Source organism: Chryseobacterium indologenes (assembly GCA_016025055.1).
Taxonomy (GTDB): domain Bacteria; phylum Bacteroidota; class Bacteroidia; order Flavobacteriales; family Weeksellaceae; genus Chryseobacterium; species Chryseobacterium indologenes.
On the sequence record CP065590.1, the window covers coordinates 1,553,891 to 1,574,316 of the forward strand.

At 38.7% G+C, this 20,426-nt stretch carries 13 protein-coding genes, 2 rRNA genes and 3 pseudogenes; 6 read left to right on the forward strand and 12 right to left on the reverse strand.

The annotated features are described in order from the left end of the window. Positions 1–81 precede the first annotated feature (81 nt). The 5 genes from ftsA to H3Z85_06940 all read left to right on the forward strand — a co-directional run bounded on the left by ftsA (position 82) and on the right by H3Z85_06940 (position 6,496). Positions 82–1,464 carry a cell division protein FtsA gene (ftsA, locus tag H3Z85_06920; GenBank protein ID QPQ53103.1) on the forward strand — a complete coding sequence of 461 codons (1,383 nt, stop codon included), beginning with the start codon at positions 82–84 and terminating at the stop codon, positions 1,462–1,464. A gap of 91 nt (positions 1,465–1,555) precedes the next feature. Then, positions 1,556–3,469, forward strand: coding sequence for a cell division protein FtsZ (gene ftsZ / locus H3Z85_06925; GenBank protein QPQ53104.1), 1,914 nt, complete (start codon positions 1,556–1,558; stop codon positions 3,467–3,469). A gap of 94 nt (positions 3,470–3,563) precedes the next feature. Beyond that, entirely contained in the window at positions 3,564–4,010 is a 447-nt protein-coding gene (locus H3Z85_06930) for a GatB/YqeY domain-containing protein (GenBank protein ID QPQ53105.1), read from the forward strand. A 456-nt stretch (positions 4,011–4,466) separates the two neighbouring features. Next, a complete protein-coding gene (locus H3Z85_06935) occupies positions 4,467–4,877 on the forward strand; it encodes a BrxA/BrxB family bacilliredoxin (GenBank protein QPQ53106.1) in 411 nt (136 codons plus the stop codon). 104 nt (positions 4,878–4,981) lie between these two features. Next, the gene (locus H3Z85_06940; GenBank protein QPQ53107.1) at positions 4,982–6,496 is read left to right on the forward strand and encodes a GH3 auxin-responsive promoter family protein; all 1,515 of its coding nucleotides are present in this window, start codon (positions 4,982–4,984) and stop codon (positions 6,494–6,496) included. Positions 6,497–6,584: 88 nt separating this feature from the next. Here H3Z85_06940 and H3Z85_06945 read toward each other — a convergent pair whose 3' ends face one another. The 10 genes and pseudogenes from H3Z85_06945 to H3Z85_06990 form a co-directional block, all read right to left on the reverse strand. Then, positions 6,585–7,031: a hypothetical protein gene (locus H3Z85_06945; GenBank protein ID QPQ53108.1), complete on the reverse strand. Its 447-nt coding sequence runs from the start codon at positions 7,029–7,031 to the stop codon at positions 6,585–6,587. Positions 7,032–7,058: 27 nt separating this feature from the next. Beyond that, positions 7,059–7,418: a hypothetical protein gene (locus tag H3Z85_06950; GenBank protein ID QPQ53109.1), complete on the reverse strand. Its 360-nt coding sequence runs from the start codon at positions 7,416–7,418 to the stop codon at positions 7,059–7,061. Between the two features lie 4 nt (positions 7,419–7,422). After that, positions 7,423–8,395 (reverse strand): annotated as a pseudogene (locus H3Z85_06955) (endonuclease/exonuclease/phosphatase family protein). 74 nt (positions 8,396–8,469) lie between these two features. After that, on the reverse strand, positions 8,470–9,390 hold the full coding sequence (locus tag H3Z85_06960; GenBank protein QPQ53850.1) for an endonuclease/exonuclease/phosphatase family protein: 921 nt from the start codon (positions 9,388–9,390) through the stop codon (positions 8,470–8,472). A gap of 77 nt (positions 9,391–9,467) precedes the next feature. Next, on the reverse strand, positions 9,468–10,196 hold the full coding sequence (locus tag H3Z85_06965; protein QPQ53110.1) for a rhomboid family intramembrane serine protease: 729 nt from the start codon (positions 10,194–10,196) through the stop codon (positions 9,468–9,470). 5 nt (positions 10,197–10,201) lie between these two features. Further along, positions 10,202–11,989, reverse strand: a complete 1,788-nt coding sequence (gene mutL, locus H3Z85_06970; GenBank protein QPQ53111.1) for a DNA mismatch repair endonuclease MutL — start codon at positions 11,987–11,989, stop codon at positions 10,202–10,204. A 310-nt stretch (positions 11,990–12,299) separates the two neighbouring features. Next, positions 12,300–13,127: a DUF1275 domain-containing protein gene (locus H3Z85_06975; GenBank protein QPQ53112.1), complete on the reverse strand. Its 828-nt coding sequence runs from the start codon at positions 13,125–13,127 to the stop codon at positions 12,300–12,302. Between the two features lie 33 nt (positions 13,128–13,160). After that, positions 13,161–13,655 (reverse strand): hypothetical protein, encoded by a 495-nt coding sequence (locus H3Z85_06980; GenBank protein QPQ53113.1) that lies wholly within the window; start codon positions 13,653–13,655, stop codon positions 13,161–13,163. A 300-nt stretch (positions 13,656–13,955) separates the two neighbouring features. Continuing rightward, a complete protein-coding gene (locus H3Z85_06985; protein ID QPQ53114.1) occupies positions 13,956–15,359 on the reverse strand; it encodes a HAMP domain-containing histidine kinase in 1,404 nt (467 codons plus the stop codon). A gap of 3 nt (positions 15,360–15,362) precedes the next feature. Then, positions 15,363–16,072, reverse strand: a pseudogene (locus tag H3Z85_06990) (response regulator transcription factor). Between the two features lie 241 nt (positions 16,073–16,313). On the opposite strand from H3Z85_06990, the pseudogene H3Z85_06995 reads away from it, so the two are divergent. Then, positions 16,314–16,882 (forward strand): annotated as a pseudogene (locus H3Z85_06995) (helix-turn-helix transcriptional regulator). Between the two features lie 445 nt (positions 16,883–17,327). Here H3Z85_06995 and rrf read toward each other — a convergent pair. Both rrf and H3Z85_07005 read right to left on the reverse strand, forming a co-directional pair. Beyond that, positions 17,328–17,435 (reverse strand): 5S ribosomal RNA (gene rrf / locus H3Z85_07000). 144 nt (positions 17,436–17,579) lie between these two features. Beyond that, positions 17,580–20,336, reverse strand: a 23S ribosomal RNA gene (locus H3Z85_07005). Positions 20,337–20,426 lie beyond the last annotated feature (90 nt).

Consider the following 20,426-nt stretch of genomic DNA (forward strand, 5'->3'; position numbering starts at 1 on the left):
AAGTCTTAAGTGACATTATAACACAAAACAGGATCAGTTCCTGTTTATGAAAAAAGTAGAAAAAATCAAATCGATATAAAAATGGAAAATCAAGAGTATTCAGTAGGTCTGGACATCGGGACAACAAAGATAGTCGCGATTGTCGGAAGAAGGAATGCACACGGGAAAATAGAAGTTCTCGGTGTAGGAAAAGCTAAAAGTCTTGGTGTTCATAAAGGTATTGTGAATAATATTTCACAGACTATTAATTCAATCAAGGCTGCAGTATCCGAAGCACAATCCAGTGCCGGAGTTCCTATCCGCAAAGTTACGGTAGGTATTGCAGGAAAACACATCCGTTCTCTGCAGCACTCCGATTATATTATGCGTGAACATCCTGATAAGTTTATTACAGATGACGACATTGAAGCCTTAAAAGATCAGGTGAAAAAGCTGGTCATGCTTCCGGGAGAAGAAATTATCCATGTACTTCCTCAAGAATATAAAGTGGATTCCGAAGGTGAAATTCAGGAGCCTGTCGGAATGCACGGCAAACGTCTTGAGGCCAACTTTCACGTGGTAGTCGGGCAAATGGGAAGCATCAGAAATATTGCAAGATGTGTTCGCGAAGCCGGATTAGAAATGGAAGCCCTTACTTTAGAACCTCTAGCCTCTTCAGAAGCCGTTCTTACCAAAGAAGAAAAAGAAGCCGGAGTTGCTATTGTGGATATTGGTGGTGGTACCACTGATATTGCTATTTTCAAAGATAACATTATCCGACATACCTGTGTAATCCCTTACGGAGGTGGAATAATAACCGAAGACATCAAAGAAGGCTGTTCAATTATTGAAAAACATGCAGAACAACTGAAGGTAAAATTCGGATCGGCTGTCCCCGAATTAGAAAAAGATAGTACTTTTGTAACTATTCCGGGGCTTCACGGAAGACCAGACAAGGAAATTTCTCTAAAAACTCTGGCTCAAATTATTAATGCAAGAGTAGAAGAAGTGCTGGAAATGGTTAATACTGAGCTCAAAGCGTATGGTGCTTTTGAACAAAAGAAAAAACTCATTGCCGGAATTGTTCTGACAGGTGGGGGTTCAAACTTAAAGCATCTTCGTCAGCTGGCCAACTATACTACAGGTTTTGACAGCAGAATAGGTTTTGCGAATGAATATATTGCCAATGACAAAAATCAATATCTGAAAGGCCCTGAATTTGCTACATCTATCGGATTGCTGATGGAAAGTTTAAAAATCAGGGACAAAAAGCAGAACGTTGATGAAGTGACAGAAGTTGTTGCAGAACAACCAAAGTCTGAAGTTACTGCTACACAGACCGAAACCGCTCAACCTGCCCAGCAGGCAATACCGGTTCAGGAACAACCTGTGATGAACCAGCAACAAGAGAACAGAAGAGCGAAATTGACCTTCGGTCAGTCGCTTATGGAAAAAGTAAAAAAATTCTTTGAAGAAGTAGAGTAAATTATAAATGATGAATGATAAGCGATAAACGAAATTTTCCTTATCAACTATCATCAATCAATGATCAATTATAATTATTAAAAGTATAGTAATGGAAAATATAGGTACACAAGGATTTTCATTTGATTTGCCAAAAGGAAATTCATCCATCATAAAAGTAATCGGTGTAGGAGGCGGTGGAAACAACGCCCTGAAACACATGTATGAAAAAGGTATTCACGGGGTAGATTTCGTGATTTGTAATACAGATGCACAGACTTTAGATAATAACCCTGTTGCCAATAAAGTTCAATTGGGAACCTCTATCACAGAAGGTCTTGGTGCTGGGGCAGATCCTGAAGTTGGTGAAAAATCAGCTATTGAAAGTATTGAAGACATCAAAGCCGCTATGGGACAAAATACCAAAATGGTGTTTATCACTGCCGGAATGGGTGGTGGTACCGGTACCGGAGCTGCTCCTGTCATTGCTAAAGTAGCAAAAGACATGGGTATTCTAACCGTGGGTATTGTTACCGTACCTTTCAGCTTCGAAGGTAAAAGAAGACTGGAACAGGCAGAAAATGGTCTCGACAAATTAAAAAATAACGTTGATTCATTAATTGTGATCAACAACGATAAATTAAGACAGCAATTCGGAAACCTTGGATTCAAGCAGGGATTCTCAAAAGCAGATGAAGTATTAGCCAATGCAGCCAAAGGTATGGCAGAGGTTATTACCGGTTACTTTGATGTAAACATTGACTTTAGAGATGCTAAATCTGTTCTTCAAAACTCAGGAACCGCATTGATGTCTACCGGAACCGCTTCAGGTGAAAATAAAGCTGAAGAAGCCGTTAGAAAAGCCCTTGACTCCCCATTGTTGAATGACAATAAGATTACAGGAGCCAAGAATGTTCTGTTGTTGATCAGAAGTGGTGCCGAAGAGGTAACCATGGATGAAATCGGTATCATCATGGATCATATCCAGAAAGAAGCCGGAAATACAGCAGATATCATTTTCGGGGTGGGTGCTGACGAAGAATTAGGAGACGCGGTAAGTGTACTTGTTATTGCAACAGGTTTCTCCAATGAGAACAAAAAGTTTGCAGGCCCTACTGAGAAAATAAGAATCAGCCTGAACGACAGCTTTGATGCCCCAAAAAACTCTCCATTTAAAACAAGAGAAGAAAGAGAAGCTACCCCCGAGACTCCCATTGATTCCAGCAGATCCAATCACTTCAGATTAGATGATGAAGATCATGATACACCCCAGTTCAACACGGTATCTGTTGAAAAAAAAATGATTATTGAAGAGGAAGAGATCAAAACAGAAATCAAATTCTTTGATAAAGAGGATGATACTTCAAATGCCCCTGAACAGACATGGAGAAATGAAGAAGAAACTGAACAGGAATACAGCCTTTTCTCTATTGATGAAGAAGGTGAAGATCCTAATGATCTTGAGATCCAGTCTTTCTCATTTGATTTTGAAAATAAAAAAGAAGAACCTCAGTCGGGAACTCCTGTTAGCAAGTCTTTCTCAGAAGAAAAACCGGTTGAATTCAACTTCTTTGTGAATGAACCCACAAGAAATGAATCCAAATCGGATTTTGGCCAGCCAAAAGCAGAGTTCAATGCTCCGGCAAGTGCTGTAGCTGAACCTGCTCAAAAGATGGAGACCTTCTACCAAAAGCAGGAAGAACCGAAAGCGGAAGTAAAACCTGCTTTTGGAACTAAAAAAGAAATTGAAACACCTAAAACTGAAGAATCTGAATTCACGTTTGTGAACAAAACAGTAGATCAGGACAGAGTAGTAGAAAGAAGAAATAAATTAAAAGAATTCAACTCCCGTTATCAGAGCTTTGACAGCATGAGTGAATTTGAATCTATTCCGGCTTTCAAAAGAAAAAATATCTCAATCGACGGAACCAATGCCTCAGACCAGAATATCAATACCTACCTGTCTGACAACAACGGATCTATGCAGATCAGAGAAAACAGATTTTTGAATAAAGATGTAGACTAATTAATATAACAATGTAGAAATGTACCAATGTAACAATATGTACTAATCAGTCATTGGTAACCTGTTACATTGATACATTGTTAAATTTGAAACCATGAGTTTAGAAAATACTATAAGCGAAGCTATAAAAACAGCGATGAGAGAAAAGGACAGAGTTGCTTTAGACTCTCTTCGTGCCGTAAAATCTCAGATTCTTCTTCTACAAACAGAAGCAAGAGGAGCTGAAGTTTCTGTAGAACAGGAAATTGCCATTCTTCAAAGAATGATCAAACAGAGAAAGGATTCTTTTGAACAGTTTTCCGCCCAAGGCAGACAAGATCTTGCTGAAGTGGAAGAGGCACAAATGAAAGTGATCGAAAAATTCTTACCCAAGCAACTTTCTGCTGAAGAACTGGAAACAGAAATAAAAAATATTATTTCAGAAACCGGAGCTGAATCCATTAAAGATTTAGGTAAGGTAATGGGAGCAGCCTCAAAAGCATTAGCCGGAAAATCAGATGGAAAAAGTATCTCTGATATGGCTAAAAAGCTGCTTTCTTAATGGAGTATATGTTTTTGATTTCGGATTGATTCCGTATCTCATCAACATGCATTTCATTATATAACTTAAGGATATTCAACCTTTGCATATCGATTTGATTAAAGAAGCCCGGAACTTTTCAGTTCCGGGCTTCATTTTTTAAATATTCAAATTTGTCGGTCAGTTTATTCAAAACTGAAAAAAAAGAGTCAATTTGCTGTCATATTTCATACAGAATTAAGTGGATTGATTGCCTGAGGGAAGCAGTAAATGTTTTTTTCATGGTCTTTTGTTTTTCAGAATCATTTCAAATTTAATAAATATATATCATTATTCCTAATTTAAATTCACTATTTTTTGAATATAATTATAATATTAACATTTGCTTAATTTTATCTGGCTAAACGATTGATAGTTATTATATATTGAACAAACGTAAAGAATTACGTAACTTTGTCGTGATAAAAAACAAAATATATGTATCCAACAGATTTAGTAATGCCTATGAAGGCTGAACTTACAGATAAAGGTTTCCAGGATTTAACAACTCCTGCTCAGGTAGAAGATGCCTTGAAGCAGTCAGGAACTACATTGTTAGTGATCAACTCCGTTTGCGGATGTGCTGCAGGAGCAGCAAGACCAGGCGTTGTATACTCGTTAACCGGAGACAAAAAGCCTGATCATTTAACAACTGTTTTCGCAGGATTTGATACAGAGGCTGTGGTAGAGGCTAGAAAACACCTTGCTCCATTCCCTCCAAGTTCCCCTTGTGTAGCTCTTTTTAAAGACGGAGAATTGGTTCACATGCTGGAAAGACACCACATTGAAGGAAATCCTGCCGGTGCTATCGCTGCAAACCTTCAGGCTGCCTACGACGAATATTGCTAGAAACAATACATCACATACTCAACCGTTACATAATTTGTAACGGTTTTTTTATTTAAGCCCATAAAAAATTCTCTGAAAATTCAAATATTATTATATTTGTTGAAATGGCAACCAAAGCACTTTTTAATACCGTAGTCAATTGGTTTATCCGTCAAAGGATAGATCAGATACAAAATTTCATGAATCATCCGATTGAAACACAGAAGGGTATTTTATTTTCCCAACTATTTCATGCTGAAGATACAGAATATGGTAAGCAATACGGATTCAATTCGATCTCAAGTTATCAGGATTTTAAAAATAAGGTCCCGATAGTGACTTATGAAGACTTCGAACCTTATATTGAAAAGGCAAGACAGGGACAAAAAGATGTAAGCTGGCCAGGATACATCAAGCATTTTGCAAAGTCTTCGGGAACCACCAATGCTAAAAGCAAGTTTATTCCTATTTCAGCAGAAAGCCTGGAATATTGCCATATGAAAGCCGGCAAAGATATGGTTTCCATTTATGCCAATAATCACCCGGAAAACCAGCTCTTCAATTATAAAAACCTGAGGTTAGGCGGAAGCTCTGAACTGTATGCAGATTTTAACACCAAATTCGGCGATTTATCTGCTATCTTAATAGACAACCTTCCTTTTTGGGTAGAGATCACGACGACTCCCAGTAAAAAGGTTTCATTGATGGGGGAATGGGAAAGCAAGCTTAAAGCAATCACTTCTGAAGTAAAGAACGAAGATGTGGGAAGTATTTTAGGAGTTCCAAGCTGGATGATGGTCCTTCTGCAAAGAGTATTGCAGGAAACCAATGTAGGAAGCATATCGGAACTATGGCCTAATTTAGAGGTATTTTTCCACGGTGGAATCAGTTTTAAGCCCTACAGGGAACAATACAGGCAGATCATCGGAAAAAACATCAATTACTACGAAATTTACAACGCTTCCGAGGGCTTCTTCGGAATACAGGACAGATCAAACAGTGATGAGATGCTTCTGATGCTTGATTATGGAATATTCTATGAGTTTATTCCCATGGATCAGTTTCATTATTCAAATCCTAAAGTGGTAAGTCTGGAAGATGTAGAAATCGGAAAGAATTACGCTATGGTCATTACTACCAACGGCGGTTTATGGAGATATCTGATTGGTGATACCGTTGTATTCACCTCAATCAATCCGTTCAGGATAAAAATAACAGGCAGAACGAAGCATTATATCAATGCGTTTGGGGAAGAGCTGATGATCACCAATGTAGAATCTGCCCTTGCTAAGGCTTGTGAAGCTACAGGTGCCAGCATTACAGACTTTACCGGAGCACCGGTCTTTATGAAAGAAAACGAAGGAGGTGCCCATGAGTGGATCTTTGAGTTCAGCCAATATCCTGATAACCTGGACAGCTTTATCGATGTCTTTGATCAGCATTTGAAAACCATCAATTCTGATTATGAGGCAAAAAGGTACAACAATATGACACTGAGAAGACCGATTGTTCATATTGCGAAAGACAATTTATTTTATCATTGGCTTGAATCTAAAGGAAAACTTGGAGGCCAGAATAAGGTACCAAGGCTGAGCAATGACAGAGAATATATTGATCCTTTATTAGAATTAAACAGATAAAAAAGAAGGCAAGGCTGGAAAAACAGACGTCTCGCAATTTATTCTTTTTAGAAAAATAAAACCCGCAGCTTTCAGCTGCGGGTTTCTTTTATTTACTTAAATCTTCTTTTAATTTTTTGGCTGCATCTTCTACTTTCGCAGCGCTTTTCCTTGCCGCTTCTTTTGCATCTTTACCTGCTTCCTGGGCTCCGCTTTTAATATCTTTTCCTACTTTATTAGCTTCCGTTTTGATATCCTGACCGGCTTTATTAAGGTCCTGTTTTGTCTTATCTGCCGTGGCATCAATTTTATCCTTAGCTTTTTGAGCTGCATTATCAATTTTATCCCCTGCCTGGTCTAATTTTGCATTGACATTTTCTTTAGCTTCATTCACTTTGGCTGAATCAACAAGATGAGGAGAAGACTCCGTAACAGTTGTTGTTGTAGTTGTCACGGTACCATCCGCATTTTCTACCTGTTCTGATTTTGTTGTTGATTTGGTACATGCTACAGCGAATACGGAGATCGCCAAAGCGGTTAAAATTTGCTTTTTCATATTGTATATTTTTAAAATGTTTTTAAATTATTCTGTTTTAGATTCGGCGGTTGGTTTTTCAGAAACCTTTTGTTTTTTTTCAGATTCTGCTTTTTTCTTTTCTTCTTCCAGTTTTTTCTTGTTCTCCTTATCCAGCTCGTCTTTCAGCTTCTTTTCTTCTTCCTGAGCCTTCTTGGCCTGCTTTACAGAATCGAGATATTTTGGGGAAGACATTCTGATCTTTCGCGCAATATCCACGGAAACCGCCCCGTTAGAAAACGAATCAATGGCTGTAGTATCATAATGGGTTTTTACTTCCGGTTCCGCAGCAAATCCTGATGACTCTTTCTTGGAGCACGCTGTGAAAAGAACGGAAAAAATAAAGACCGCAAACAATAAATTTTTCATGGAACTAATTTAACAGAAATTCTGCAATTACAGGATAGTGATCCGATAATTCTACAGACTGATCTACTTTATAGCTCAAAGGTATAATGGATTTTGAGGTGAAAATGTAGTCTATTCTCAATGGAACTTTATAATCATGGAAACTGCTTGCACTTCCTTTACCAGCTACCATAAAAGCATCCTGAAGGTTTTTACCCAGATTATAATATTCATAGGAATTGGGAACAGAATTGAAATCACCCGCCAGAATCACAGGATACGGAGACATATCAATCACTTTTCTGATCTTTTTCACCTGATCTTCGTGAGCCTGAAAAGTAGGAATCATATGAGAAAGAAGTTGCGAAACATTTCCTATTCCAAAAGCATCCAGTTTTGTAAACATGGTCTTATGAAGTCTGAAAGGCTCCAGATAAACATTCACGATTCTAATAATTTTACCGTTGATATCCACATCTGCAAAGAAAGAGTTTCCTCTTGCATTGTCTTCAATAATTTCCGACTGTCTGATAATTTTATGCTTGGTTTTAAGAATCACCGAAGGGTATTTTACCAGGTCATGTTTTATCGCCCTGTTGGTATCTTTTTCCTGAACCAAAATAATATCAGGATCCTGCTCTTTAATGTAGTTTTTTATTTTGTCCCATCCATAATCGCCGTATTTTACATTAAAGGTCAGTACTTTAATATCACGAATGGTTTTAAGATTTTCTGTTTTAGGGGAAAAATTAACCCATCTTCTTATCGGATTGTAAAAAATAAGAGTACCTAATGCAAAAGCAATGGCAACTTTCTTCTTTTTTAAAAATCCATATCATCGTAAGAATAAGGTGAGCCACTATCAGATAGGGAAAACCCAGAGAAAGCAGATTAAGATTCCCTAAAAGATTAGGCGGAATCCATGCATTCCCCAATGTGCATAGTAATAAAACAGCAACGACAATATGTATAAACAGTAGTATCTGATTCGACTTCATGAAAAAACGGTCTTGGTACGCGTTTTTTTAAGCAAAAACCCTACCAAGAACAAAATTTTTAACTCTTTTTATGATTATTTTGAATCGACAGCAAATTCTGCAATGACAGGATAATGATCTGAAAGACTGATAGAACGGTCTACAACGTAAGAAACGGCACGGATGGATTTGGAAGAAAAAAGATAATCTATCCTGATTGGAAATTTGTAATCGTGAAAACTTGTTCCGCTTCCTTTTCCTGCATTCAGGAAAGCATCCTGCAACCCCTCCGATACGTGATAGTACTCGTAAGAGTTGGGAACAGAATTAAAATCACCACCTAAAATAACGGGATAAGGAGAATTTTCAACAGCTTCGCGCAGAAATGCAACCTGCTCCTGATGTTTTTTAAAAGTAGGAATAAGTCTTTTGATAACATCTTTTACTTTCTGTTCATTGGTATCGGAGTTTCCGCTAAGCTTTACCATTTCTTTTTCAAAACGAAACGGATGCAGATACACATCAATAAACCTGTATATTCTGCCATTGATTTCTATATCAACTTGTACGCCCGGAATTCTCAGTTCTTCATCCTGCGGGTTTATCACCTTCTGGCTGATAATTTTATGCCGGGTGAGCACTGTAAAACCACCGAAAGGATTTACTTTTTGATATCCTTCTATTTCATAACCTTTCCCTTCTTCCTGCAAAAGGATAACATCGGCATTTTGAGACTTCAGATAAGCTCCAACTTGCTCCCTTCCCATACTTCCTGCTTTGGTATTAAAAGAAACAACCTTTAGTTCAGGAGATTCTTTTTTACCGGAAGTGTAAGTAACCCACCGTTTTACGGGGCCTAAAAAAGCCAGACCTGCCAGGATAAATACAAAAGCTCTTTTTTTCCAGCTGATAAGCCAGAAAAGCGTCAGTAAAACGTAGGAAATAATAAGCACAGGAAAGCCCAGCGAAAGCAGATTAAACCACGGAAATATTTTCGGCGGAATGTAAGCATTCAACAAGGTAGCCAGTAATAAAAAAGAATTCCGAGATGTAGAACGAATAGTATTAGCCTGAAAATTTTCACAAAATTGTTTTAATTGAATCTGTACAAATGCTTTTTCCAATTTCGTGCCAACAGCCACCCCACGAGTGCTCCACCAACGTGGGCCAGGTGAGCAATTCCTCCTCCATTGCCTGAAACTCCCAGATATACAGAAATAACAATCACAATCGGTAATAAATATTTTACTTTCATCGGAACCGGAATAAACATAATTCCGATTTTTGAATCCGGATATAACGTTGCAAATGCTGCCACCACTCCGAAAATAGCTCCGGACGCTCCTACCATTGGAGTTGCTACAATACCTTTTAGACTTTCTACGAGTTCTTTTTGTCTGAGAACGGAATCTGCACTCCCTGAAAAATTCACTCCGGCTCCTGATAAATAAGCACTTACATTGAATCCCAATTGCTGTAATTCATTGGTAATCTGCTGAGCTTCCACAAAATTCCATAGGTTAAAGAGAAAAAAAGCACCGAGACCACTCGCAAAGTAGAGTATTAAATATTTTTTATCTCCCAATGTTTGTTCCAGAATAGGACCGAAACTGAATAAGGTCAACATATTAAACAAAATATGCATGATACTTCCATGCATAAACATGTGGGTGATGATCTGCCATGAATGAAAAAAAGGAGAAAACGGATAGAATCCGGCCAGATAACCAATTACCTGATTACCCATTAAGGAGGTAACAATAAAAACGATGACGTTAATAATGATAATATTTCTTGTAATGGGTGGTATATTATTAAACATATTTTTTAAAATTTGTTTTTAAAATCATTAAACGGAACTTCATAGAAGCATCTTTTCCCGTCCGGTAAAAATTCAGGGAATCCTAACGCGGTAAAGTCTTTGATCACTTGCTCCGCATCTTTTTTATACAGAAAATCAAACCTGGATTTGGATTGCATTTTGTTCCATTGGTTATGATAATACTGCATAAATTCTTCTTCCGTCTTATATTCCAGAATTTCGAATAAGTTTTCCAGGAACTTCATTGCCTGCGTTTCTTTTAATCCTTCGGGAAGTGAATCTATCCTCAACACGCTTTCATGAGCAATTTTCATGTCAAACCCGAGTTCCGGAAGATATTTTTTGATTGAATTGTATTTATTTTTTTCAATCTCATTCATATGATACTCGAGCGAAAAGAGCAAAGCGTGGCTGTTTGTATTTGTTTTCCTGGTAGATTTATTACTTTCAGACACCAATAGTCTGTGCATTCTTCCAAGATCCAGCATCAGGGTTACATCTCCTTTATTGAAAAGCCAGTACCCGTTTGGAAGCCTCATAAGGTCTTCATCGAAATCTTCATCTTCAAACAAATTAATTTTCGAAGGTTCCGCGGTAATATTCTGATGGTACATTTCCGTAAGATTCTGGATTTCTTCCGGACGTACATTTTTTTCTTCTAAAAACGGATTATAATCTTTATCTACAATAATTTCGGGCATCTTTATGACTCCGCTTCCACCGCCATTTCCTTTACTGGGAACGGGTTTATTCATCATATGATCCAATTCAGGATCTCTGTCAAAATCCAGACTTGGCGAAACATTATAAATCCCCAGGGATCTTTTAATGGTAGAACGAAGTAAAGCAAAAATAAGGTGTTCATCTTCGAATTTCACCTCTGTCTTCTGCGGATGGATATTGACGTCAATCTTTTCCGGATCAAGTTCCAGAAAAAGGAAAAATGAAGGAACATAACCCGGCTGAAGCAATCCTTCAAAAGCTTCCTGAACTGCTTTGTTAAAATAAGGGCTTTTGAAATATCTTCCGTTGACAAAAAGAAACTGCTCGCCTCTGGATTTCTTGGCTCCTTCCGGTTTTGCTACAAATCCGTGAAGCTTGCACCAGATAATATCTTCTTTAATGGGAATCAGAAGCGGCTGAAGTTTTCTTCCAAAAACATCAACAATACGCTGCATCTGGCTTCCCTTTCTCAACCTGAAAACAGCTTCATCATCATGGAAAAGCGAAAATTCAAGATTTTCATGTGCAAGGGCTACACGTTGAAATTCATCGATTACATGTCTGAATTCGATATTATTATTTTTCAGAAATTTCCTTCTTGCAGGAACATTATAGAAAAGATTCTTCACTAAAAAGTTAGATCCTTCTGCTGTCTGCACAGGATCCTGAAACTGGAAAACTCCGCCTTCTATATAAATATTGGTTCCGATAGAAGTATCTTTCTGTTTTGTTCTCAATTCAACCTGGGAAACAGCTGCAATAGAAGCCAAAGCTTCACCTCTGAATCCTTTCGTGGCAATTTTAAAGATATCTTCAGTTCCTTTGATTTTTGAGGTAGCATGTCTTTCAAATGCCATTCTCGCATCGGTTTCAGACATTCCCTTACCGTCATCCACCACCTGAATAAGGTTCTTCCCGGCATCCCTGATAATCAATTCAATTTTTGTAGCATCGGCATCAATAGCATTCTCCAAAAGTTCCTTCACAATGGATGCAGGTCTCTGCACCACTTCTCCTGCCGCAATTTGGTTGGCTACATGATCCGGTAAAAGCTGAATAATATCTGACATAAAAACGTAAATCAACTTACAAAAATAGTCAATGGAAACGGGAATTAAAATACTAAAATCGTGATTTAAGATTTAATTATCAACATTTTTGCTGTATTTATCCCCATCCTGTTTTTTTAATCTTTGTAATGAAGGCCGTTAGCAACTCCTTGTGTTTAATCTGAAGGTAACTATATCTGTAACATTCATAAAACATTCATAAAAACGGTGGATCGGCTGACCATTTTTTCAAAAAACGCCCCTATTCCATAAGGAAATAAGGGCGTACAGCTAGTTTATACAAAAAATTAATAGTGATGATCTCTTTATTTTAGTCTTCAAAGACCCATTTTCTCTTTTCTTCCTTTTTAGGAACTCCGTGGATCTTTTCATAGAGATAGGCCAGGAGATTAGGTTTTTTATAAATTCTGTTATACCTGTATTTTGTATTAAAGTGGCGTACATGAATTTTATAAGCATCATATCCGATGACAATCAAAAGACATATACTGATTACGTAAAACACCCTGAATTCGAGATAATAATAGGTTAATCCTGAAAATACAGCTCCCAAAACATAAGCCAGCATGATACTGGACAGGAGTTTTGCCCTTCCAATCAGTTCTCCGTTCTTTCGGTATTTCTTCTGGGTAAACATGGATACCAGGATCCCAAGGTCAGTTGTTGTTCCGGTAAGGTGTGTTGTTTTTACGGAGAAGTTGGAGATACTTGCCGTCAAACCGTTCTGAAGACCCGTTGCAAAAAGCATCAGTGCTACCAGATATTCTGTTTCCTCCAATGTTTTCTGGTAATACAGCTGCCCGTATACTCCTACAAAAAGAAGACAGATTATTTCCAGTACAATCGGCATCGCATGGGCAAAATATTTACTTTTTTTATTGAAATTAATGACAATAAAGTTGGAAAGAAAACTTCCGAAGAAGAATACAAATATCCATGCTCCCACGACGGCAACCTGTGTCCAGTTTGCTTTACTTATTTCTGCAGCCAAAATAGCATAGTGGCCTGTTACATTGGATGTAAAAGAAAGGAAGATTAACAGGGATGCAATATTTATAGTACCTGCTGTAAATGCAGTCAGCGTCCCCAATCTGATATTATCCCCCAGTGTCCTGCTGTTACTATAATTCCTTAACATTTTTTAGTTTTTAATTGGTTGATATGTGTTTTTTTAAACTTCTACAAAGATTTCTGCCAGCCTTCCTCTTTCAGGAACCCGCTCCTTGATTTCAACTTTTACTTCTGTGGAAGGCAGATCTTTGCATTTTTTGATGTAAGGAACCAGATCAAATTTTCCTTTTCCTTTGCTTTTAATGGATGAAGAGTAATAGGCTTCTTCAATATTTTCTGCCTTTACGTATTGGTTGAATGTTCTTTGAAAACTTCCCGTAAAAATGTCACAGATAATTTTATTGACCAGGTGAGGGTATTTGTTCTTGATAATTCCATAGGCATCACAGAACTCTGCGGGTCTTATTTTATTAAAAACCGATGTCTTTGTATTAAATAAAAGGTCTCTGATAGAATCTCCCGAATCATATCCTGATGTTAAAAGGATATTATACTGATTCTGGTCTTCCTTTGCTTCTTTTTCTTTTAATACTTTCTTTAATATGTTTAATGACTCTAGAGAGTAATCCGTTGCAATTAAAATTGTTTTAGTCATGTTCTATTATTTTGTTTTGTTGGATCTTTTTGATAATACAAAACTAGAACGACCAGATTAGAAGATCTTTGGAACAGAATTAAAATGTCATTAAAGAGATTAAAATGAGATTAGAAAATTATTAACAGGAATTAATACTGGCAAAAAAATGTATCGTAAAACGTAAAAACAGGTGGAAAAGCAGATCATAAAATAACAAAGCCTTCTATTATCAAATAACAGTAAGCATACTTTTGAGATTCAATACGGTTTGTTAAGTATGGGAAATGAGATGAAATTTTCGAAAATTATAGTGCTGGATTACACACTTTCCTGTTGCATACTATAAAAATTAGGGAAACGCATCTGTACCGTAGTTCCCTGATTTTCATGTGAACTTACAACCAATTCACCATGGTGCATTCTGACAATGTTTCTGGCCAATGGAAGCCCTATTCCATAGCCTTCATAGTTTTTGGTATTGGAAGCTCTGAAGAACGGATCATAGATTTTGTTCATTTCCACTTCAGGGATCCCGATTCCGGTATCTTTAACGATAATATAGACATCTGTATCTGTGGCGCCCAGTGAAACCTTTACCTGCTGGAAATTAGAGTATTTACAGCCGTTACTGATAATATTGGCTACTGCAAGATGTAATAATTGCTCGTTACCCTGTACCTTAAGCTTTTTAGGATTATCCGGAAGCATGCTGATATCCAGGTAAATATTATTCCTTGAATCTATTCTTCTTAATGTTTCGATAACATCCCAAAGCAACTGATCGATCCTCACTTTATCCATTTTCTGGATTTTTCCGTCAAATCCCGTTTGGGCAATCATCAATAACGCTTTGATTTTTTTATCCAGCTTTTCCGCTTCATTCAGGATGATTTCCAGGGTTTCTCTGTATTCTTCGGGTGTCCTGCTGATGGAAAGAGCTACATCTGCCTCTCCCATAATGGAAGTCAACGGAGTTCTCAATTCATGGGAAACGTTACCAATCAGATGATTTTGGGTTTCAAAAGAAGTCTCAATACGGTTAAGCATCCCATTAAAAGTATCTACCAGCTCATTCAGTTCTTTATTGTCCGGTTGAGCTTCAAGTCTCAAATGCAGATTTTCCGAACTGATTTCCTTCACTTTTCCTGTAATTTTTAAAATCGGCCTAAAGAGTGTCTTCGACAGATAAAAGGAAAAGATCATACTGAAAAACAGCGAAAGTACAATACAGGTAAGGAGTGTTCTTTTCAGAAATCCGAGGTAGTAGACCACATAATGATTCTTTGCAGAAGCGATGGCAATATAATCCTTATGCTCATATCTGAAACTCTGGCCAATATAATAAAACTCTTTATCGTTATAATTAGCTTCTCCTTTTCTGATAATACTTTTAAAAAAAGAATCAGGGATATGAACTTCTTTCGATATTTTTTTAAAATTAGAATCGGCCGGAACAGCAAATACATAATCTTTTTCCATGGGTAACTCTTCGTCGTTCCGGTTGTTGAGAACATAATTCTCTGGAATATCCAGGTGATCTTTACCTTTCTCTATCTGAATAATAGTAGCCGTACGAATCTTCAATAGTTCATAAAATCTCTGGTGTGAAAAATTAACGATTGAAAAATAGACCAAACCACTGAACAGCAGAATAATGGCGGTAAAAACCAGCATTAAAAGGACCATCGTTTTGGTTTGATTTGTAATCACTCTGTTAAACATTCTTTATGGTTTTTTCAAAACATATCCCATCCCAATCACGGTGTGAATCAATTTATTATCTTCCTGATTATCCAGTTTTTTTCTTAAATAATTTACGTAAACATCTACTACATTAGTTCCCAATTCGTAATTGACACCCCATACGGCATCCAGTATTTCCGCTCTGGAAATCACCTTTTCCGGATTGTTGAGGAAGTATAATAATAATTTATATTCTGTAGAAGTCAGAGTAATATCTTCGCCGCTGCGGGTTACCTTTTGGTATAATCATTTACCGTAAGATCTGAAAACTGATATACATGTTCGTTATCCGGCTCCGGTTCAATCGCTTCCGGTGTACCATTGGCAATACTTCTTCTCCGTAACAAAGATTTTACCCTGGCAACCAATTCAATAAATTTAAATGGTTTTACAAGATAGTCATCTCCTCCGCTTTCCAATCCCAGCACAATATTTTCTGAAGTTCCTAAAGCTGTTAAGAATAAAATGGGCACACTTTGATTTGTTTTCCTGATCTCTTTACAGACGTCCAGCCCATTCATTTCCGGCAGCATAATATCCAAAATTACCAGATCAAAGTCATTCGCCTGTACCAGTTGTACGCCCGTACGGCCGTCAAAAGCTACAGAAATCTCATACCCGTTTTCCTGAAGACCTTTTTTTATAAAAGATACTACGCTGGTTTCGTCTTCGATAAGAATAATTTTTTTCATAAATGAAATAAGGAGTTTCACAAAAATAGGGATTTTTTTTGGGGAAGACAGAATCCACTGAATACTACACCTGTTTTCCGAACTCAATTTAACCACTGTTTATCTTTCATCCATTTATTTTTCCAGCACCCACAATAATTTTCAATGAATTGATTCCGGGTACCATACAAACTCTATAGAATAATATTACCTTTGTCTTTCGTCCGATGACGAATAATAATTTTAGGTTAAACGCAACAGCATGAATGATTTTTTGATAGGTATCGGTAAAAGATTAAAAGATATTAGAAAAAAAACAATCTAACGATTAATGAACTTGCATTCAGAGCCAACGTAAGCAATGGATTGGTCTCCCGTATAGAAAATGGAAGAACAATTCCTTCTCTTCCCGTTTTACTGGATCTTATTCAGTCTCTTGATATTGATGCAAGCTACTTTTTTGAAGGAGTAGAGAAAAAATCCAATGCAAAATTTATCTATGTACCTAAAGAAAGTCAGCAGGTTATTGAAAAAGAAGTGGAAGCTGAAGGCTTTAAATATATGCATATCTTCAGTAAAAGTTTACATTCTTTAGGATTTGAAGCAGTCTTGTTAACTCTTGAGCCCAATTCCAAAAGGGAAAAGGTAATTACTGATGCCTGGGAGTTCAAATTTATCCTGAAGGGACAAGTAAAGTATATTATTGATAATGAAGAAATCATCCTGAAAGAAGGAGATTCTCTATATTTCAACGGAAAATTCCCGCACGTTCCCGTGAGCATCAGCAATGAAAGCTGTATCATGCTCGTTCTCTATTTCTATACCGCCTAAACAGTATAGATTATTTCTTACAACTTCAGTCAATAAATACCTTCCGTAAGCTATTGCCAGATATCCTGATATAATCTATTATAGTATTCTAATGTATCTGATATCTGACCCTCACAAAGAATATTAAGATCGCTCTCCCCATCAAAATAAGCTCGTTATTTTCGTCCGGAATAATCTTTAAAGGAAATACATCAAAACAAATAAAAAGTTGAAAATTGAGAGCTGAAAACGACCAACCAGGAATAATAAGACAGATTCCTTGGTATACAATACCAAAGAGCGTGATGTAAGATATTTTAGACGGTATCTGTTACCTGATACTTCTATGCTTACTGCTTACTGTATAGAGCCTGTTAGTTGTTACCTGTAAGCTATAACCTGTTCAGGTATAAAGCAAAAAAAGTCTCATACATTGCTGTATGAGACTTTTTAAAAATAAAATAAAAACTGGCGGCGGCCTACTCTCCCGCGTTAGCAGTACCATCGGCGCTGGTGGGCTTAACTTCTGTGTTCGGAATGGGAACAGGTGAGCCCCACCGCTAAAACCACCCTAAAGGTTGTATATAAGATGTCAGTGGTAAGACTTCAGATGTCAGACCAATGCCTGAGATCTGAGAGATCATCTCTGATATCTGTTTTAAGCGATAAAAACTTTCACAAAGAGCTAACCTTGCTGCACTTTCTTGTGCGCCTTATCAGGCTATAAATCTACGGGTAATTAGTACTACTCGGCTATGACATTACTGCCTTTACACCTGTAGCCTATCAACGTCGTCATCTCCAACGACCCTTAAAAGATGTCTCATCTTGAGGCGAGTTTCGCACTTATATGCCTTCAGTGCTTATCTCTTCCAAACGTAGCTACTCAGCAGTGCACCTGGCGGTACAACTGATACACCAGAGGTTTGTTCAATTCGGTCCTCTCGTACTAGAATCAAGCCCTCTCAAACATCTAACGCCCGCAATAGATAGAGACCGAACTGTCTCACGACGTTCTGAACCCAGCTCGCGTGCCACTTTAATGGGCGAACAGCCCAACCCTTGGGACCTTCTCCAGCCCCAGGATGTGACGAGCCGACATCGAGGTGCCGAACCTCCCCGTCGATGTGAGCTCTTGGGGGAGACTAGCCTGTTATCCCCGGAGTACCTTTTATCCTATGAGCGATGGCCCTTCCATACGGAACCACCGGATCACTATGTCCTGCTTTCGCACCTGATCGACTTGTTGGTCTCACAGTCAAGCACCCTTATGCCATTACACTCTACGCACGGTTACCAAGCGTGCTGAGGGTACCTTTGAAAGCCTCCGTTACTCTTTTGGAGGCGACCACCCCAGTCAAACTACCCACCACGCAATGTCCTTCTGAAAGAAGTTAGGCTCCAAGTAAGTAAAGGGTGGTATTTCAACGTCGGCTCCACCAACACTAGCGTGCCAGCTTCAAAGCCTCCCACCTATCCTACACATTACTTACTCAAAGTCAATACGAAGTTATAGTAAAGGTTCACAGGGTCTTTTCGTCCCATTGCGGGTAATCGGCATCTTCACCGATACTACAATTTCACAGAGCTCATGGTTGAGACAGTGCCCAGATCGTTACACCATTCGTGCAGGTCGGAACTTACCCGACAAGGAATTTCGCTACCTTAGGACCGTTATAGTTACGGCCGCCGTTTACTGGGGCTTCAGTCAATGCCTTCGCTTACGCTAAGCACCTTCCTTAACCTTCCAGCACCGGGCAGGTGTCAGACCCTATACTGCATCTTTCGATTTTGCAGAGTCCTGTGTTTTTGATAAACAGTCGCCTGGGCCTCTTTACTGCGGCCACCATTGCTGATGGCGTCTCTTCTCCCGAAGTTACGAGACTATTTTGCCTAGTTCCTTAACCATGATTCACTCTAGCACCTTAGGATTCTCTCCTCGACTACCTGTGTCGGTTTTGGTACGGGTTGCTTCACTTCGGCTTTTCTTGGAAGCACTTTCCCTACAGCAGCTTCGCCCGAAGGCTAGGCCTTGACTATTCCGTCAGTCTCCAGTAAGTACGGCACTCCGTCCCCTTTTTAGTGTGAGCAAGTATGGGAATATTAACCCATTGTCCATCCACTACCCCTTTCGGGTTCGCGTTAGGTCCCGACTAACCCTCAGCTGATTAGCATGGCTGAGGAAACCTTAGTCTTTCGGTGAGCAGGTTTCTCGCCTGCTTTATCGTTACTTATGCCTACATTTTCTTTTCTATCCGCTCCACAATACCTCACAGTACTGCTTCGGCGCAAATAGAATGCTCTCCTACCAGATGTATCTTAAATACAAATCCATAGCTTCGGTAATATGTTTATGCCCGATTATTATCCATGCCGGACCGCTCGACTAGTGAGCTGTTACGCACTCTTTAAATGAATGGCTGCTTCCAAGCCAACATCCTAGCTGTCAATGCAGTCCAACCGCGTTGCTTCAACTTAACATATATTTGGGGACCTTAGCTGTTGGTCTGGGTTCTTTCCCTCTCGGACATGGACCTTAGCACCCATGCCCTCACTGCCGTAGAACATTTATTAGCATTCGGAGTTTGTCAGGAATTGGTAGGCGGTGAAACCCCCGCATCCAATCAGTAGCTCTACCTCTAATAAACTTATATACGACGCTGCACCTAAATGCATTTCGGAGAGTACGAGCTATCTCCCAGTTTGATTGGCCTTTCACCCCTACCCACAGGTCATCCGAAGACTTTTCAACGTCAACCGGTTCGGTCCTCCACTCTGTGTTACCAGAGCTTCAACCTGCCCATGGGTAGATCACAAGGTTTCGCGTCTAATCCTACTAACTATGCGCCCTATTCAGACTCGCTTTCGCTCCGGCTCCGGTACTTAATACCTTAACCTCGCTAGTAAAATTAACTCGTAGGCTCATTATGCAAAAGGCACGCCGTCACAGCATTACGCTGCTCCGACCGCTTGTAGGCGTACGGTTTCAGGTTCTATTTCACCCTTCTATTCGAAGTGCTTTTCACCTTTCCTTCACAGTACTTGTTCACTATCGGTCTTTCAGGAGTATTTAGCCTTGGAGGATGGTCCCCCCATATTCAGACAGGATTTCACGTGTCCCGCCCTACTCATTTATCATCTTAATATACCTTTCGAATACCGGGCTATCACCGTCTATGGCTGTTCTTTCCAGAACATTCTTCTAAATATAAAAAGACTTTTGGGCTAATCCGCTTTCGCTCGCCACTACTTACGGAATCTCTTCGATTTCTTTTCCTCCGGGTACTTAGATGTTTCAGTTCTCCGGGTTTGCTTCCCCTAAGGGATGACATGTCTTCAACATGCCGGGTTGCCCCATTCGGACATCTGCGGATCTATTCGTGTGTGCCAATCCCCGCAGCTTTTCGCAGCTTACCACGTCCTTCTTCGCCTCTGAAAGCCTAGGCATCCGCCATACGCCCTTAACGATTTCTTTCCTAATAATTATATTAGTTTAGTTTTGTCATTAGCATTCAATGCTAATTAATATTTTTAAACTTCGCACTCGAAAGTGCTCGGTTATCTC

Coding starts and splice junctions, on each gene's coding strand:
- ftsA (QPQ53103.1), top strand. CDS start 82: ATGGAAAATCAAGAGTATTCAGTAGGTCTGGACATCGGGACAACAAAG.
- ftsZ (QPQ53104.1), top strand. CDS start 1,556: ATGGAAAATATAGGTACACAAGGATTTTCATTTGATTTGCCAAAAGGA.
- H3Z85_06930 (QPQ53105.1), top strand. CDS start 3,564: ATGAGTTTAGAAAATACTATAAGCGAAGCTATAAAAACAGCGATGAGA.
- H3Z85_06935 (QPQ53106.1), top strand. CDS start 4,467: ATGTATCCAACAGATTTAGTAATGCCTATGAAGGCTGAACTTACAGAT.
- H3Z85_06940 (QPQ53107.1), top strand. CDS start 4,982: ATGGCAACCAAAGCACTTTTTAATACCGTAGTCAATTGGTTTATCCGT.
- H3Z85_06945 (QPQ53108.1), bottom strand. CDS start 7,031: ATGAAAAAGCAAATTTTAACCGCTTTGGCGATCTCCGTATTCGCTGTA.
- H3Z85_06950 (QPQ53109.1), bottom strand. CDS start 7,418: ATGAAAAATTTATTGTTTGCGGTCTTTATTTTTTCCGTTCTTTTCACA.
- H3Z85_06965 (QPQ53110.1), bottom strand. CDS start 10,196: ATGTTTAATAATATACCACCCATTACAAGAAATATTATCATTATTAAC.
- mutL (QPQ53111.1), bottom strand. CDS start 11,989: ATGTCAGATATTATTCAGCTTTTACCGGATCATGTAGCCAACCAAATT.
- H3Z85_06975 (QPQ53112.1), bottom strand. CDS start 13,127: ATGTTAAGGAATTATAGTAACAGCAGGACACTGGGGGATAATATCAGA.
- H3Z85_06980 (QPQ53113.1), bottom strand. CDS start 13,655: ATGACTAAAACAATTTTAATTGCAACGGATTACTCTCTAGAGTCATTA.
- H3Z85_06985 (QPQ53114.1), bottom strand. CDS start 15,359: ATGTTTAACAGAGTGATTACAAATCAAACCAAAACGATGGTCCTTTTA.